The sequence below is a fragment of the Bordetella genomosp. 5 genome (genome assembly GCF_002261315.1).
GTDB lineage: Bacteria > Pseudomonadota > Gammaproteobacteria > Burkholderiales > Burkholderiaceae_B > Bordetella.
Map to the genome: position 1 here is coordinate 671561 of NZ_NEVP01000001.1, position 15445 is coordinate 687005.

The following is a 15445-nucleotide window of genomic DNA, read 5'->3' on the forward strand; positions in this document are numbered from 1 at the left end:
CTGCGAGGCGCCGCGGGTGATTCACGCGATGATGAGTCGCCGCCCCGTTCAGGGCGCGGCGAGGCTGGGCATGATGCCCGTGCGGTCGGAGACGCGCTGCACGGCTGACAGGGCCGCGTCGCGGTCGCTGTAGGGGCCCATGCGCACGCGATACATGTTGTTGGCCTGCTCGACGATGGCCGGGGGCGCGCCCTCGGCCGCGAGCAGTCCATTGACGCGCGCCACCAGCGTGTGCGCGTTGGCGGGCTGCGAGAAGGCGCCGAGCTGCAGGTAGATGCCGCCCGCCTGCGCCGCGGGCGGAGCGCTGCTCACCGGTTGTGCCGACAGCGGCGTGGCGGCCAGCGCGCTGCCGCCGCCCAGATCGACCGGCGAGGACACGATGGTGCCGGTCGCGCTGTCCGGGCGCGGTGCCGGCGCGGGGGCGCCGCCCTGGGCCATCAGGGTGCGGATCTCGTCGGGCAGAATGCGTTCGACCGTCACCGCGCCGCTGCCCGGCCCGATGATGCCGAGCTTGTACGCCGCCACATACGACAGATCCATGATGCGGTTGTCGTGGAACGGGCCCCGGTCGTTCACGCGCACGATCACCGTGCGGCCGTTGAGTTTGCTGGTCACGCGCGCATAGCTCGGCAGCGGCATCGTGGGATGCGCGGCCGTCATGGCGTACATGTCGTAGCTCTCGCCGATCGAGGTGGAGTTGCCGTGAAACTTCTTGCCGTACCAGGAGGCCACGCCCTGCTGGCGGAAGGGCTTTTCGGTGGTGTCGGGCACATAGCGCTTGCCGAAGACCACATAAGGCCGGTTCGCGCCACTGGCGAGCGGCTCGATGCGCGGCTGCGCGTCGGGAATCGCTTCGATGTCGGCGGGCGGACTCGAGCCCGGGCCGTCATCCTTGTAGTAGCCGCCGCCGCGTTTCTTGCCGGGCGAGGAACAGCCGGCCACGGCGATGGCCAGCATGAGGATCGTCAGCAGGGTGAGCGGGCGGGGCAGCGTCATGCGGAAACGGAGAGGGTCAGGCGGATTCGTCGGGCAGCTGGGTGCGGTGGCGCACCAGCAGCGGTTCGTGATCGGAGAAGCGCTGCGCCAGTTGTTCGACCACATACACGGAGCGATGCTGGCCGCCCGTGCAGCCGATCGCGATCGTGAGGTAGTTGCGCGTGTCGGCCGTGTACTGCGGCAACCAGCGGCGCAGAAACGCGGCGATGTCGTCGATCATCGCGCCCACGATATCGAAACTCGCGAGCCAGTCGGCCACCGGCTGATCGCGGCCGGTGAGCGGGCGCAGGTTGCGATCGTAGTAGGGGTTGGGCAGGCAGCGCACGTCGAACATCAGGTCGGCGTCGCTCGGCACGCCGCGCTTGAACGCGAACGACTCGAACGTGAGCACGAGCGGCGGGCGGTCGGCCTGGATCAGGTCGCGAATCCAGCTGCGCAACTGCCCCGGCGTGAGGTCCGAGGTGTCGATCACGTGTTCCTGGTCGCGCAGCGGTGCCAGCAGCTCGCGCTCGGTGGCGATGCTCTCGACCAGCGAGGGCGTCTTGCCGTTGCGCGTGAGGCGATCGGTGAGCGGATGGCGCCGGCGCGACTCGGAATAGCGTTGTGTGAGGGTGTCGGTGCTGGCGTCGAGAAAGACCACCGAGAGGTCGGTGCCCATCGAGCGCAGCGCGGTGATCACGTCGGGCAGCTCGGCCAGCTCGCCGGGCGACCGTACGTCGATGGCGACGGCGACGCGTTCGAGACCGTCGTCGCGGGCGTTGGCGACGAACTCGGTGAGAAAGCGCACGGGCAGGTTATCGACGCAGGTAAAGCCGCCGTCTTCGAGCATGCGTAGCGCGACGGACTTGCCGGACCCAGAAATGCCGGTGATAAGGACGACTCTCAACATGGCAGTGATTGTGGCATGGAATGGTGCATCCCGCCCGGGGGACGGATAAAGGCTTACACTGCTGCATCTGTCCGTCTGTCCGATAAGGACACGCCGCCGCAGTGCACCGACGTCTACCCACCCGCCCGCGCGCCCCGCGCCGTCGAGATCAGACCCGATGTCAGCCTTTACGATGTTAGCCGTCAAATCCCTCCGCCATATTGCAGTTGCCCTGACGTTGTACGTCTGTGGCGCCGGTGCCGCGCATGCACAGAACCCGGGCAGCACGCTCGAGCCCAACACGATGGGCGCCCGGCTCGCGGCCTGTACCGCCTGCCATGGCGCGCAGGGCCGCGCCGGCCCCGACGGCTACTACCCTCGCATCGCGGGCAAGCCCGCCGAGTACCTGTTTCATCAGCTCCTGAGCTTTCGCGATGGCCAGCGCCAGTACCGGCCCATGACCCATCTGCTCACCGGTCTGCCCGACGCATATTTGCGTGAAATGGCCGAATACTTCGCATCGCGCCACGTGCCCTATCCGCCGCCCGCCCAGCCGCGGGCCGACGCGGCCGCGCTGGAGCGCGGTCGTGCCCTGGTGTTCGACGGCGACCGCAGCCGGCGCCTGCCGGCCTGTGCCGCCTGTCACGGCGCCGATCTGTCCGGCGTGGCACCCGCCATCCCCGGTCTGCTGGGCCTGCCGCGCGACTATCTGGTCGCGCAGATCGGCGGCTGGCAGCAGGGCCTGCGGCAGGCCTCGGCGCCGGATTGCATGGCCGACGTGGCGCGTCAGCTGAGTCCGGAAGACGTGGCCGCGGTGTCGGCCTGGCTCGCGGCGCAGCCGGTGCCGCCGTTCTACGTGGCGCAACCCTCCGGCACGCTCAAGCTGCCAACGGCCTGCGGCAGCCAGACGCGCAGTGCCGTCGGAGGCACGCGATGAGGCTCGTGTTGAAGTGGCTGGGCCGGTTCATCGTGGGGCTGGGGGCGCTGTGCATCCTGCTTGCCCTCACGCTGTATTTCTTCGGCACGCGTGAGGACGCGGGCCCCGCGCCGGTGGCCGTGAGCGACCCGCAGGCGCAGATCCTGCGGGGCCGCGACATCGCGCGGCTGGCCAACTGCGCGGCCTGCCATACCGTCTCGGGCGGCCAGGCCTATGCGGGCGGCACGCCGATTCCCACGAAATTCGGCACGCTGTACGGTCCCAACATCACCCCTGACCGCGAGACGGGCATCGGCGCCTGGAGCGCCGACGATTTCTGGCGCGCGCTGCACAACGGCAAGGGGCGCGACGGCGAGCTGCTGTATCCGGCGTTCCCGTATCCGCAGTACACGCGCATGACGCGCGCGGACGCCGACGCGCTGTATGCCTATCTGCGTAGCCTGCCCGCCGTGCGGCAGCAGAACCGCGCGCACGCGCTCGAGTGGCCGTACAACCGCCGCGCCTTGCTGGAATTCTGGCGCGTGCTCTATTTCAACCCCGGCGTGCACGAAGACGACGCCGGCCAGACGGCGCAATGGAATCGCGGCCGTTATCTGGTGGAGGGGCCGGGCCACTGCGCGGCCTGCCATGCGCCGCGCAACAGCCTGGGCGCCACGGTGGACGCCGCGCGTCTGCCGGGCGGCATGATCGACGGGCTGGGCTGGTATGCGCCGCCGCTCAATGCCAATCAGGATGCGGGCCTGAGTCGCTGGAGCGCCGCGGACGTGGCCGTGCTGCTGAAGTCGGGCCGCACGCCGCACTCGGTGGCCAACGGCCCGATGGCGGAAGTGATCACGGGCAGCACGCAGTACCTCTCGGATGCCGACGCGCTCGCGATCGGCACCTATCTCAAGACCCTGCCGGCGACCGACACGCCGCGCGCTGGCGCCGCCGCCAGCGCCGGCCTCATGACCCAAGGCTCGAAGCTGTACACGCAGCACTGCGCGCAATGTCATCAGGCCGACGGCCGCGGGCGCGACTCGGCGTGGCCCGCGCTGGCGGGCAATCCGTCGGTCACGGCGCCCAACGCGATCAATGCGATCCGCGTGGTGCTGGACGGCGGCTTCGGACCCGCCACGCAGATGGAGCCGCGGCCGCACGGCATGCCGCCGTTCGGTCAGATGCTGAGCGATAACGACGTCGCCGCGGTGGTGTCGTATGTGCGAGGCAGCTGGGGCAACGCGGCCAGCGCGGTGACGGCGCCCGAAGTGCGGCGCGCGCGCGACGCCGCGTCGCGCTGACGCTCGGCGTTGAGGCGTCGCGCCGACGCGTGATGCGGACGCGCGGAGAACAGAAAGGGCGCAGAGACGGGGCGGCGCCGGCAGCGCCGTGCCCCGCGTAGGGCTGGGCTTTACTTGCTGCTTTGCAGGATCGCCATCGCCTGGCGTTCCATGAATTCGCCCAGCGTGTCGATGCCGCGCAGCTTGAGGATGGTGTTGCGCACGGCTGCTTCGACCAGCACGGCGAGGTTGCGGCCGGCCGCGACCTGCAGCATCACCTTGCGCACCGGCAGGCCCAGCATGTCCTGCGTGATGTCCTGCAGCGGCAGGCGTTCGAACTTGTCCTGCGCGCTGGCGCGCACGAGATGCACGATGAGCTTGAGCCGCATCTTGCGGCGTACCGAGGTCTCGCCGAAGATCGTGCGGATGTCGAGCAGGCCCAGGCCGCGTACCTCGAGGAGGTTTTGCAGCAGCTGCGGGCAGTGACCCTCGATCATGTTGGGCGCGGTGCGCGAAAACTCGACCGCGTCGTCGGCCACCAGGCCGTGGCCGCGCGAAATCAGTTCGAGCGCGAGCTCGCTCTTGCCCAGGCCGGATTCGCCGGTGATGAGCACACCCAGTCCCAGCACGTCGAGAAATACGCCATGCACGGTGGTGGTGGGCGCGAGCTTCTTGCCGAGATAGATGCGCAGCAGGTCGATCAGCTGCGCCGCGGCCACCGGCGTGGAGAGCAGCGGCACCTGATGCTGGTCGCATTGATCGATCAGATCCTGCGGCGCGTTCAGGCCGTCGGCGAGCAGGATCGCCGGCACGCCGCCGATCAGCAGCTCGTCCATGTGGTGCATGCGGCGGCGCAGGTCGAAGCGCGTGTAATACGCGAGCTCTTCCTGGCCGAACACCTGGATGCGAGAGGGGTGGATCAGGTTGAGGTGGCCGACCAGATCGGCGGCCGCCATCCCGTCATCGGGAATGGAGCGGTCGGCCGCGCCGTGTCCCGCGACCCAGTTGAAAGGGATTTTGTCGGCGTTGTCGTCGACCAGTTCCTGCACGGTAAGCATGGCAGCGCTCCGCGTTGCTCAGAGTTGGCCGGTCGTGAGCATGCGGTGCACGACCGCCGGATCGGTTTCGGTGGCCAGGGCTTCACGCAACGCCTTGTTCGACATCAGCTGCGCCAGTTCGGCGAGGATGTCCAAGTGCTGTTGGGTGGCGGCCTCGGGCACCAGCAGACAGAGCAACATCGATACGGGCTGACCATCGGGGGCGTCGAAGGGGATGGGCTGCGCCAGACGGACAAAAGCCGCCAGCGCCTGCTCCAAGCCCTTGACCCGGCCGTGCGGTACAGCGACACCCTGGCCCAGCGCGGTCGACCCGAGTCGTTCGCGTGCGAACAGACTGTCGAACACGACCGAGCGAGCGAGACCGTGATGGTTTTCGAAGAGCAGACCGGCCTGTTCGAACGCCCGTTTTTTGCTGGTGGCCAGCATATCGAGCACGACGTTGCCGGCGGGCAAAATGCGCGACAAGTGATTCATGCGGATCATTATAGGGGTTTATGACGCAGTGCAAAAAAACAAAAGTTGCGCCGGTTCGCCATCAAGGAGGCAAAGCATAGACCGAGCGGGCGGTTTGGGAAAGCCAAGGCCGCGCGCCACAAGGGCAGCAGTGCGATTGGATGGGGTGGGGACAGATGGGGCGGAGGGCCGATGCCCGGCAAGACGGATCCTGGGGCATCGGTGTCCGGGGAGCTTCAAGAGCTCATGGTGACGAGGGTGTGACGCTCGCGAGTGTTGATAAAGCGCGGGACTGCGGGATTACTGCGCGCTGAGCGCAGCGACTTGTCGCTTTACCGACTCGGTGGCGTGGCTTTGCACCTTGTCTTTGTGCTTGAGGACCTGGCGGTCGATCTTATCGGAGAGAAGGTCGATTGCCGCGTAGAGGTTTTCGTCGACTGCCTCGCAGTGGATGTCTTTACCGCGCAGGCGCATCGTGATTTCGGCTTTGTGCCGCAGGGGCTCCACCGAGAGCATGACCTGGGTATCGATGACGTGATCGAAATGCCGCAGCACTCGCGCCAGTTTGTTCATGACATATTCCCGGATGGCCGGGGTGACGTCGAGATGACGACCGCAGATGCTCAGGTTCATAGTGTGCTCTCCTTCGAAAAGAGAAGTAGGAAAGGTTGCGCAACGGGTGCGCGATGTGGGCGTTAGGGGTTCTCCTTCTGTTGGTTGATAGGCTTGCCGTTAGTACTAGTGTATAGACTCCAACCGCGAAAACAAGTTGATCCAGCGCATAAAAATGTCTGTTTCGTGAATGAAAGCCTAGGGCTTTCCCTGAGGTGTTTTCGCATGACGGGAAGCCCTGCCATGCACGCACGAAACCCCATAAAAATAGGAGTCGGAGCGCCTTCGCGGGGTTCCCGCGCAGTGCGCAACAGTCGGTGTCAGAGCTTTGCCGTAACACGAAGACGCAGGACGATCGTCGCGTGTGGCACTGCCGCATGGCGCGCCGCCCGCCCAAGAAAAAACCGCGCCTCGGCGCGGTTTTTTTCGATGCGGCGTTGCGCCATCACGAGCGGCACATCACATGCGGAAATGCTCGCCCAGATAAACACGGCGCACGGCGGGATCGCCCACGATTTCGTCGGGGTGGCCATCGGTCAGCACCTTGCCTTCGCTGATGATGTAGGCGCGATCGCAGATGCCGAGCGTCTCGCGTACGTTGTGGTCGGTGATGAGCACGCCGATGCCGCGGCTCTTGAGGAAGCGCACGATGCGCTGGATCTCGATCACGGCGATCGGGTCCACGCCGGCGAAGGGCTCGTCGAGCAGAATGAAGCGCGGGCTCGTGGCCAGCGCACGCGCGATTTCGACGCGGCGGCGCTCGCCGCCCGACAGCGAGATCGCGGTGTTGCTGCGGATGTGGCCGATCTGCAGCTCGTCGAGCAGGGACTCCATGCCCTCTTTGATGGCCGACTGCGTGAGGGCCTTGCCGTTGGCGTCCACCTGCAATTCGAGCACGGCGCGGATGTTCTGCTCGACCGTGAGGCGGCGGAACACGGAGGCGTCCTGGGGCAGATAAGACAGACCCATGCGCGCGCGCTTGTGAATCGGCATCGCGGTGATCGTGTTGCCGTCGATCTCGATGCGGCCGGCGTCGGCGGGCACCAGGCCCACGATCATGTAGAAGCTCGTGGTCTTGCCCGCGCCGTTGGGGCCCAGCAGGCCGACCACCTCGCCGCTCTTGACCGATAACGAGACGTCCTGCACGACGGTACGGCCGTTGTAGGTCTTGCGCAGGCCCGTGGCCGTGAGGTTGCCGGAGGGCGGAGTAGTGGACTTGCCCGAGGCAGCAGTCGGCTTGAGGGGGGAGTTCATCGTGGCGTCGAGGGGATCGCGGGTGTTCAGCGGGTGGTTTTGGCGGCGGCCGGCTTGCCCTTCTGGGCGCGGCACTCGGCGATGGCCGCATCGCTCTTGGCGCGCGGCGGCGCGAACGAGCGCACGCGTCCACCCGGGGCCGAGGAGTTCGGGCCGCCCATGGCCTGGTAGGTGCCGGACTTCTCGTTATAGCGCACGCGTTCACCACGGATGGTGTCGAAGGGTTTGCCACAGATGAAGCGCGTGACCACGGCCTGGCCGATCAGATCGAACTCGCTGGTGCTGCTGTTGTATTCGGCGCGCAGGCCTTCGCCCTCGAGCACCTCGAAGGTCTCGGGGCGTTCCTGGCGAATGCGCACGAGTTTGCCCTTGTTGGCCGTGGCCACGCCGAACTGCGTGCCCTTGGCGTCTTCGCGGACTTCGAGTTTGTCGCTGTGCAGCGTCATGAGGCCGCGGGTAAGCGCGACGTTGCCGGTGAAGGTGCTCTCGCGCTTGATGTCGTCGTAATGCAGCGTGTCGGACAGGATGAGCGTGTCCGGCTCCTCCGCCGCGCCACCGCCTTGCTGCGCGTTTTGCGCGGCGGCGGGCGCACACGTCGCGACGGCCAGCAGCAGTCCGGCGAGCAGGCGCGAGGGCGAAAAGGAGCGGATCCGAAGTTCGGTCATGGTGTTCACGGTTTTGAGTTGGCGGGCGTGTCGCCGGGCGGGGGCTTACGGCCTTCCGAGCCAGCGATCTCGACATCGGTGGACGCCGAGACCCGCAATTGCCGGGTGGTGTTGTTGTAATGCATGCCAGTGCCGTTCATGCGCGAGGCGCCCTTGTGCACTTGTGCCGGCAGATCCGTGTATACCACGTCGTCGTCCGGCACGATGATGAGTTGTTGGCTGCGCACGTCGAGCGCGTCGTTCTTGGCGTCGGGCAGGCGTTTCACGTGCGCGTCGCCGTTCATGATGATGCGCTTGCCGCCCGCTTCCATGACGGCGGTCTTGGCCACGCCGATGGTCACGGGGTTCCCGATCTGCTGTCCGACCGCGCGCGGCTCGGTCACGTGATACGAGTCGTCGTCGGGAAAATGCTCGACGTAGGTGCCCTCGAGCCGGTTGATCGGGTTGCCGCCGGGATCGGTGCGCAGCATGACGAAGTCGCGCGCCCACGAGTCTTTTTCGTGGGTGATGCGGCGCGGCGGGTCGATCGGAATGGCCCGCTGGGCGTAGTCGGCCGCCCACCAGGTGCCGGCGACGAGCAGCAGCAGCAGGGACAGCGCGATCAGGGACGGGAAGCGTTCTTTCATGGCTGGCGGGCGCGGCGCGGGCCGCGCGGTGTCATTGGATGGCGCCCGGACCGAGCAGGGCAGGGCCGGCCAGGAAATGGCCGAGTCGGCCCTGCGCGGCCAGCAGCAGGTCGCAGCACTCACGCACGGCGCCGCTGCCGCCGGGTTGGGTGGCGACCCAATGCGCGGCCTGGGCAATGTAGCCGGGCGCGCTCGGCACGCTGGCCGCGAAGCCGGCGCGATGCATGGCGGCCAGGTCGATGATGTCATCGCCCATGTAGCCGACCTGATTCAGTTGGACGCCATGGCGCTGCGCAAGTTCAGTCAGGGCGGTGGCCTTGTCACGCACGCCCTGCTGCACATCGGCGATGCCCAGCTCGGCGGCGCGGCGGTCGACGATCGGTCCGGAGCGGCCCGTGATCAGCGCCACCTTGAGGCCGCCTTCCATCAGCAGACGCAGGCCGTGGCCATCCAGCGCATGGAAGCGCTTGAACATCTCGCCGTTCTCGCCGTAGTAGAGACTCCCGTCGGTCAGCACGCCATCGACGTCGAACACCATCAGGCGAACGGCGGCGGCGCGCTCGCGCACGGCCGCGGTCACGCGGGCAAGGACCAGAGCTTCGGCGGGGTGGGGAATGCTGGAAGGAGGCGTCATGTTCATACCACTTTTGCGGCCATCAGATCATGCATGTGCAAGGCTCCGACCAGGCGGCCATCGGCGTCGATGACCAACATCTGGTTGAGCCGGCGGTCGTCCATCAGCTTGGCCGCCTGAACGGCCAGGGCGTCGGGGGAAATGGTGCGGGGTTGGCGGGTCATGCCCTGGGCCACGGTCAGGCCCCGGATGTCGCCCTCGCGCTCGATCAGGCGGCGCAGGTCGCCGTCGGTGAAGATGCCGACGGGATGGCCGGTGGCGTCGAGCACGGCGGTCATGCCCATGCCCTTGGCCGAAATTTCTTCGAGCGCGCGGAACAGCGGCGCGTCGGACGCGACGGTGGGCAGGGCGGCGCCGCTGCGCATCACGTCACGCACGTGCGTGAGCAGGCGGCGGCCGAGCGCGCCGCCCGGATGCGAACGGGCGAAGTCTTCGGGCCCGAAACCGCGGGCTTCGAGGCAGGCCACGGCCAGCGCGTCGCCCAGCGCCAGCGCGGTGGTGGTGCTGGCGGTGGGGGCGAGGTTGAGCGGACAGGCTTCCTGGGCCACGCTGGCGTCGAGGTGCACGTCGGCCAGGCGGGCGAGCTCCGAGCTGGGGTTGCCCGTAATGGCGATCAGCCCGGCGCCCATGCGGCGCACGACGGGCAGGATGGTGAGCAGCTCTTCGCCCGAGCCGGAATACGAGATCGCGATCAGCAGATCGTCCTGCGTGATCATGCCCAGGTCGCCATGGACGGCCTCGGCCGCGTGCATGAAGAACGCCGGCGTCCCGGTGGAGGCCAGCGTGGCGGCGATCTTGCGGCCGATGTGGCCGGTCTTGCCGATGCCGCTGACGACCACGCGGCCCCGGCAGGCGAGCAGCATGTCGACGACTTGCGTGAAGCTGGCGTCCAGGCGCGCGGACAGATCCTGGATGGCGCGGGCCTCGGTCTGCAGGGTCCGGCGCGCGGAGTCGAGCGCGCCGGCGGAAGTGGGGACATGATCAGTCATGGCGCGATTTTAGCCGCAGTGTCCGCCCGGGCGCCGCCCCGTCTTGCCGGAGGTTGCCGGTGGCGGGTCGCTATGGCATTCTGGCGGCGATTTTGCGGCCAGCAGATGGCCATTTTCGTCCTTTTTCCGTCCGCGCCCCGGCTCACGCGCTGAGTCCACGGCGCACCCCTCCAGGCTTTCCTCATGTCTACCTTTCCCGCGCCGGTGCTCGGCACCCCCCTGTCTCCTTCCGCCACCCGCGTCATGCTGCTGGGCTCGGGCGAACTGGGCAAGGAAGTGATCATTGCCCTGCAACGTCTGGGCGTCGAAGTGATCGCGGTGGACCGCTATGCCGATGCGCCGGGCCACCAGGTGGCGCACCGTGCGCACGTCGTGTCCATGACGGACGCGCAGGCGCTGCGCAAGGTGATCGAGCAGGAGCAGCCGCACGTGATCGTGCCCGAGATCGAGGCCATCGCGACCGACCTGCTCGTGGAGCTGGAGGCGGCCGGTCAGGTCCGCGTGACGCCCACCGCGCGCGCCGCGCAGCTCACCATGAACCGCGAAGGCATCCGCCGGCTCGCCGCCGAGACGCTCGGCCTGGCCACGTCGCCGTACAAGTTCGTCGACACCGAGGCCGAGCTGCGCGCCGCGATCGATGGCGGCATCGGCTATCCCTGCGTGATCAAGCCCGTCATGTCCTCGTCGGGCAAGGGGCAGTCGGTGATCCGCGACGAGGCGGGCGTGGCCCAGGCCTGGCGCTACGCCCAGGAAGGCGGGCGCGTCGGCGGTGGCCGCGCCATCGTCGAGGGCTTTATCAAGTTCGACTACGAGATCACGCTGCTGACCGTGCGCGCGCGGGGCGCCGACGGCACGATCGAAACGCGCTTCTGCGAGCCGATCGGCCACAAGCAGGTCGACGGCGACTACGTCGAGAGCTGGCAGCCGCATCCGATGTCGCCGACCGCGCTCGAGCGTTCGCGCGAGATCGCGCTGGCGGTCACGAGCGAGCTGGGTGGCCTGGGCATTTTCGGCGTGGAGCTGTTCGTGGCCGGCGACGAGGTGTGGTTCTCCGAGGTCAGCCCGCGTCCGCACGATACCGGCATGGTCACCATGATCACGCAGGCGCAGAACGAATTCGAGCTGCACGCCCGCGCCCTGCTCGGCCTGCCCGTGGACACCTCGCTGCGCCAGCCGGGCGCCAGCAGCGTCATCTACGGCGGCCTGGACGACCGTGGCGTGAGCTTCCATGGCGTGGCGCAGGCCCTGGCCGAGCCGGGCACCGACGTGCGCCTGTTCGGCAAGCCCGAGGCCTTCACCAAGCGCCGCATGGGCGTGGGCCTGGCCACGGCCGGGACGGTGGACGAGGCGCGCGCCAAGGCGTTGCGCGTGTCCGGCGCGGTCAGCGTGCAGGCTTCCAAGAAATAAGTGACGTAGAAACAACACTCAATGTGTTGCAGACCGGCCGGTTGGGCGGTGCTGTAACAAACCAGCGGTCGTTTAACGGGCCGGCTTGTTCCAGATCAAAGGAGCAAGCCGGCCCGTCGTCATTCTGACGCACCGAGCGGCGACAATTTCTTTGCGCGGGCACCAGGAAAGCCCACAGGAATGTGGGGGTTTGTTGCGTTTTCTTCCAGTACCTTCGATAATTTCAGGAATCTCTGAATTCAACGTAACAAGACGCTGCCGTGCCGCTTTCTCCGCAAATTGAACGTTTTGTCCTGCACTTCGGCGAAATGGGTAGCCGCTGGGGCGTGAACCGCACCGTCGGCCAGATCTATGCCCTGCTGTTTCTGTCGCCCGATCCCCTGCACGCCGACCACATCGCCGAGTCCCTCAGCTTTTCGCGCTCGAACGTCAGCCTGGGCCTGAAGGAGTTGCAGTCGTGGCGGCTCGTGAAGCTGGTGCACCAGGTCGGGGATCGCCGCGACTACTTCGAAACGCCGAAAGACGTCTGGGAGATCTTCCGGATCCTGATGGAAGAGAAGCGCAAGCGGGAGATCGATCCCACGATGACGCTGCTGCGCGACACGCTGCTGGCCCCGCCCGCCGATAACAACGAAGCCTATGCGCAGGAGCGCATGGGCGAAATGCTCGAACTCATCGAACTGTCGACCGGCTGGTTCGATGAGGTGCACCACCTGCCCCCTCAAACCCTGCAGAACCTGATGAAGCTCGGGTCAAGGGTGCAGCGCGTGCTTGATTTTGCCGGGAAGCTGCGCGGCAAGGACTGACATGCCGTTCGTATTCGGGAAGATTGCTATGAAGTTGTATCCAAGAACCGTAACATGGCCGCCGAGCGCGCCGGAGGGCCATGTCGGCTCCTTCGCGGTCGTCTCGTCCGTCTGGGAGCGTATTCATGATTGACCTCGATGTCGTCAATCTGTCGCGGTTTCAGTTCGCCGCCACAGCGCTTTACCACTTCCTGTTCGTTCCGCTCACGCTCGGCCTGTCGTTCATGCTGGCCATCATGGAGAGCGTGTATGTCATGACCGGACGCGCCATCTGGAAAAAGATGACGATGTTCTGGGGCACGCTGTTCGGCATCAATTTCGCCCTCGGCGTCGCGACCGGCGTGGTCATGGAATTCCAGTTCGGCATGAACTGGTCGTACTACAGCCACTACGTGGGCGACATCTTCGGCGCGCCGCTCGCGCTCGAAGGCCTGATGGCGTTCTTCCTCGAAGCCACGTTCGTGGGCCTGTTCTTCTTCGGCTGGAACCGCATGTCGAAGATCAGCCACCTGGTCGTGACCTGGCTGGTGGCACTCGGCACCAACCTGTCGGCCCTGTGGATCCTGATCGCCAACGGCTGGATGCAGAACCCGGTCGGCGCGATTTTCAATCCCGACACCATGCGCATGGAAATGACCGACTTCACGGCGGTCATCCTGAACCCCGTGGCGCAGGCGAAGTTCGTGCACACGGTCAGCGCCGGCTACACCACGGGCGCCATGTTCGTGATGGCCATCAGCGCCTGGTATCTGCTGCGCGGCCGCCACATCGATCTGGCCAAGCGTTCGATGGCCGTGGCGGCGAGCTTCGGCCTGGCCGGCGCGCTGTCGGTCGTGGTGCTGGGTGACGAAAGCGGTTACCTCACGACCGAACACCAGAAGATGAAGATCGCGGCCATGGAAGCCATGTGGCACACCGAGCCCGCGCCCGCCAGCTTCAATCTGTTCGCCATTCCGAACCAGGCCGAGCGCAAGAACGACTTCGCCATCGAGATCCCGTACGTGATGGGTCTGATCGGCACGCGTTCGCTGACCACGCCGATGCTGGGCATCGACGACCTGGTGCGGCGCGCCGAGCAGCGCATCCGCGAAGGCATCACGGCCGACGCCGCGCTGCAGCGCATCCGCGCCAATCCGAAGGATGTCGAAGCGCGTCTGCTGTTCGACAAGACCTGGCAGGACCTGGGCTACGCGCTGCTGGTCAAGCGCTATCAGCCGGATCTGTCGAAGGCCACCGAGGAAGACATCAAGCGCGCGGCGATCGACACGATCCCGACCGTGGCGCCGCTCTTCTGGACCTTCCGCATCATGGTGGCCATCGGTATCTACCTGATCGCGTTCTTCGCCATCGCGTTCTACCTGTCGTCGCGCGGCCGTCTCGCTTCGTGTCCGCGTTTCCTGAAGGTGGCGGTGTGGAGTCTGCCGCTGCCCTGGATCGCGATCGAATGCGGCTGGTTCGTGGCCGAGTATGGCCGTCAGCCGTGGGTGATCGAGGGCGTGCTGCCCACGTACTACGCGGCGTCGGGGCTGACCCTCGTGGATCTGGCCGTGAGCCTGAGCATCTTCCTGGTGCTCTACACGATCCTGCTGATCGTGGGCGTGAAGGTGATGCTGCATGCCATCAAGGCAGGCCCGAAGTCCGACAGCCCGCTGCCCTCCACCCATCCTCGTGCGGACGCGGTGCACGCCGCCGATGCCGCCTGAGCCAGGAGCATAAAGATGGATAGCTTGATTCCGCTCGATCTGGAAACGCTGCGCGTGATCTGGTGGGTGCTGCTCGGCGCTCTCCTGATCGGCTTCGCCGTCATGGACGGCTTCGACCTGGGCGTGGCCGCGCTGCTGCCCGTGGTCGCCAAGACCGACGCCGAGCGTCGTGTCGTCATCAACGTCGTCGGCCCGGTCTGGGAAGGCAACCAGGTGTGGCTCATCACGGCGGGTGGCGCGATCTTCGCCGCCTGGCCGCTGCTGTATGCCGCGTCGTTCTCCGGGTTCTACCTGGCGATGATGCTGGTGCTGGTCGCACTCATCCTGCGTCCGGTGGCGTTCAAGTACCGCAGCAAGATGGAAGCCACGCGCTGGCGCAACAGCTGGGACTACGTGCTGTGCTTCTGCGGCGTCGTCGCCTCGCTCGTGTTCGGCGTCGCGATGGGCAACATCATTCTCGGCGTGCCGCACGGCTTCGATCCGGCCTCGCTGCGCCCGATGTATGCGGGGCATTTCTTCCAGCTCTTCATGCCCTTCGCGCTGCTGGCCGGCGTGCTGAGCGTGGTGATGTTGGGCATGCATGGCGCCGTGCTGCTCGCGTGGCGCACGGGCGACCCCGTGTCGGGCCGCGCGCGCAAGTGGGGCCAGCTGCTGGCGCTGCTGACGGCGCTGCTGTTCGCGGCCGGTGGCTTCTGGGTGGCCCAGTTGAACGGCCACGTCATCACCAGCACCATCGACCCCAATGCCCTGGTGAGCCCGCTCGCCAAGACGGTCGAGTTGCGTGAAGGCGGCTGGCTCAGCAACTTCGCCCGCTGGCCGCTGATGTGGATCGCGCCGGTGCTGGGCGTGGGCGGCGCGCTGCTGACCCTCGTGCTGCTGACGCTGCGTGCCAACGTGCTGTCGTTCCTCGCCTCGTCGTTGTCGATCACCGGTGTGATCCTGACCGTGGGCTTCGCGCTGTTTCCCTTCATCATGCCGTCGTCGAGCAACCCCTCGGCCGGCCTGACCATCTGGGACGCGTCCTCGAGTCAGCTGACCCTGTGGATCATGGTGATCGCAACCGCGATCTTCCTGCCGATCATCACGGTGTACACCGCCTGGGTGTATCGCGTGATGCGCGGGAAGGTGACGATCGAAAGCGTCACCGGCACCCCCAACTCGTACTGATAAGGAGCCCG

Annotated in this window: 16 protein-coding genes; 6 read left to right on the plus strand and 10 right to left on the minus strand. The window is 66.8% G+C overall.

From position 1 onward, the window contains the following. Positions 1–48: 48 nt before the first annotated feature. Complete coding sequence (locus CAL25_RS03130) at positions 49–996, minus strand: septal ring lytic transglycosylase RlpA family protein (RefSeq protein ID WP_094798458.1); 948 nt, start codon at positions 994–996, stop codon at positions 49–51. A gap of 16 nt (positions 997–1012) precedes the next feature. After that, positions 1013–1885, minus strand: coding sequence for an RNase adapter RapZ (gene rapZ, locus CAL25_RS03135; RefSeq protein WP_094798459.1), 873 nt, complete (start codon positions 1883–1885; stop codon positions 1013–1015). Between the two features lie 172 nt (positions 1886–2057). On the opposite strand from rapZ, the gene CAL25_RS03140 reads away from it, so the two are divergent. Together CAL25_RS03140 and CAL25_RS03145 are read left to right on the plus strand one after the other, a co-directional pair. After that, positions 2058–2801, plus strand: a complete 744-nt coding sequence (locus CAL25_RS03140; RefSeq protein ID WP_094798460.1) for a c-type cytochrome — start codon at positions 2058–2060, stop codon at positions 2799–2801. 8 nt (positions 2802–2809) lie between these two features. Beyond that, positions 2810–4081 carry a cytochrome c gene (locus CAL25_RS03145; protein WP_432759222.1) on the plus strand — a complete coding sequence of 424 codons (1272 nt, stop codon included), beginning with the start codon at positions 2810–2812 and terminating at the stop codon, positions 4079–4081. Between the two features lie 110 nt (positions 4082–4191). On the opposite strand, the gene hprK is transcribed toward CAL25_RS03145, so the two are convergent. The 8 genes from hprK to CAL25_RS03185 form a co-directional block, all read right to left on the minus strand. Further along, on the minus strand, positions 4192–5118 hold the full coding sequence (hprK, locus tag CAL25_RS03150; protein WP_094798462.1) for an HPr(Ser) kinase/phosphatase: 927 nt from the start codon (positions 5116–5118) through the stop codon (positions 4192–4194). Between the two features lie 18 nt (positions 5119–5136). Next, complete coding sequence (locus CAL25_RS03155) at positions 5137–5592, minus strand: PTS sugar transporter subunit IIA (RefSeq protein WP_170948368.1); 456 nt, start codon at positions 5590–5592, stop codon at positions 5137–5139. 279 nt (positions 5593–5871) lie between these two features. After that, entirely contained in the window at positions 5872–6204 is a 333-nt protein-coding gene (hpf, locus tag CAL25_RS03160) for a ribosome hibernation-promoting factor, HPF/YfiA family (protein ID WP_094798464.1), read from the minus strand. Positions 6205–6642: 438 nt separating this feature from the next. Next, entirely contained in the window at positions 6643–7437 is a 795-nt protein-coding gene (gene lptB / locus CAL25_RS03165; protein ID WP_094798738.1) for an LPS export ABC transporter ATP-binding protein, read from the minus strand. 26 nt (positions 7438–7463) lie between these two features. Further along, on the minus strand, positions 7464–8102 hold the full coding sequence (gene lptA / locus CAL25_RS03170) for a lipopolysaccharide transport periplasmic protein LptA (protein WP_094798739.1): 639 nt from the start codon (positions 8100–8102) through the stop codon (positions 7464–7466). Between the two features lie 5 nt (positions 8103–8107). Continuing rightward, positions 8108–8728, minus strand: a complete 621-nt coding sequence (gene lptC / locus CAL25_RS03175) for an LPS export ABC transporter periplasmic protein LptC (RefSeq protein WP_094798465.1) — start codon at positions 8726–8728, stop codon at positions 8108–8110. 31 nt (positions 8729–8759) lie between these two features. After that, positions 8760–9368, minus strand: a complete 609-nt coding sequence (locus CAL25_RS03180) for a KdsC family phosphatase (RefSeq protein WP_432759218.1) — start codon at positions 9366–9368, stop codon at positions 8760–8762. Further along, positions 9365–10351, minus strand: a complete 987-nt coding sequence (locus CAL25_RS03185; protein WP_094798466.1) for a KpsF/GutQ family sugar-phosphate isomerase — start codon at positions 10349–10351, stop codon at positions 9365–9367. The genes CAL25_RS03180 and CAL25_RS03185 overlap by 4 nt, the downstream gene beginning before the upstream one ends. A gap of 183 nt (positions 10352–10534) precedes the next feature. Here CAL25_RS03185 and purT point away from each other — a divergent pair, with 183 nt between their 5' ends. The 4 genes from purT to cydB all read left to right on the plus strand — a co-directional run bounded on the left by purT (position 10535) and on the right by cydB (position 15434). Beyond that, positions 10535–11758, plus strand: a complete 1224-nt coding sequence (gene purT / locus CAL25_RS03190) for a formate-dependent phosphoribosylglycinamide formyltransferase (RefSeq protein ID WP_094798467.1) — start codon at positions 10535–10537, stop codon at positions 11756–11758. A 260-nt stretch (positions 11759–12018) separates the two neighbouring features. Beyond that, complete coding sequence (locus CAL25_RS03195; protein ID WP_094798468.1) at positions 12019–12564, plus strand: GbsR/MarR family transcriptional regulator; 546 nt, start codon at positions 12019–12021, stop codon at positions 12562–12564. A 125-nt stretch (positions 12565–12689) separates the two neighbouring features. Next, positions 12690–14267: a cytochrome ubiquinol oxidase subunit I gene (locus CAL25_RS03200; protein ID WP_170948369.1), complete on the plus strand. Its 1578-nt coding sequence runs from the start codon at positions 12690–12692 to the stop codon at positions 14265–14267. Positions 14268–14282: 15 nt separating this feature from the next. Further along, positions 14283–15434, plus strand: coding sequence for a cytochrome d ubiquinol oxidase subunit II (gene cydB, locus CAL25_RS03205; protein WP_094798470.1), 1152 nt, complete (start codon positions 14283–14285; stop codon positions 15432–15434). The last annotated feature ends 11 nt before the right edge of the window (positions 15435–15445 follow it).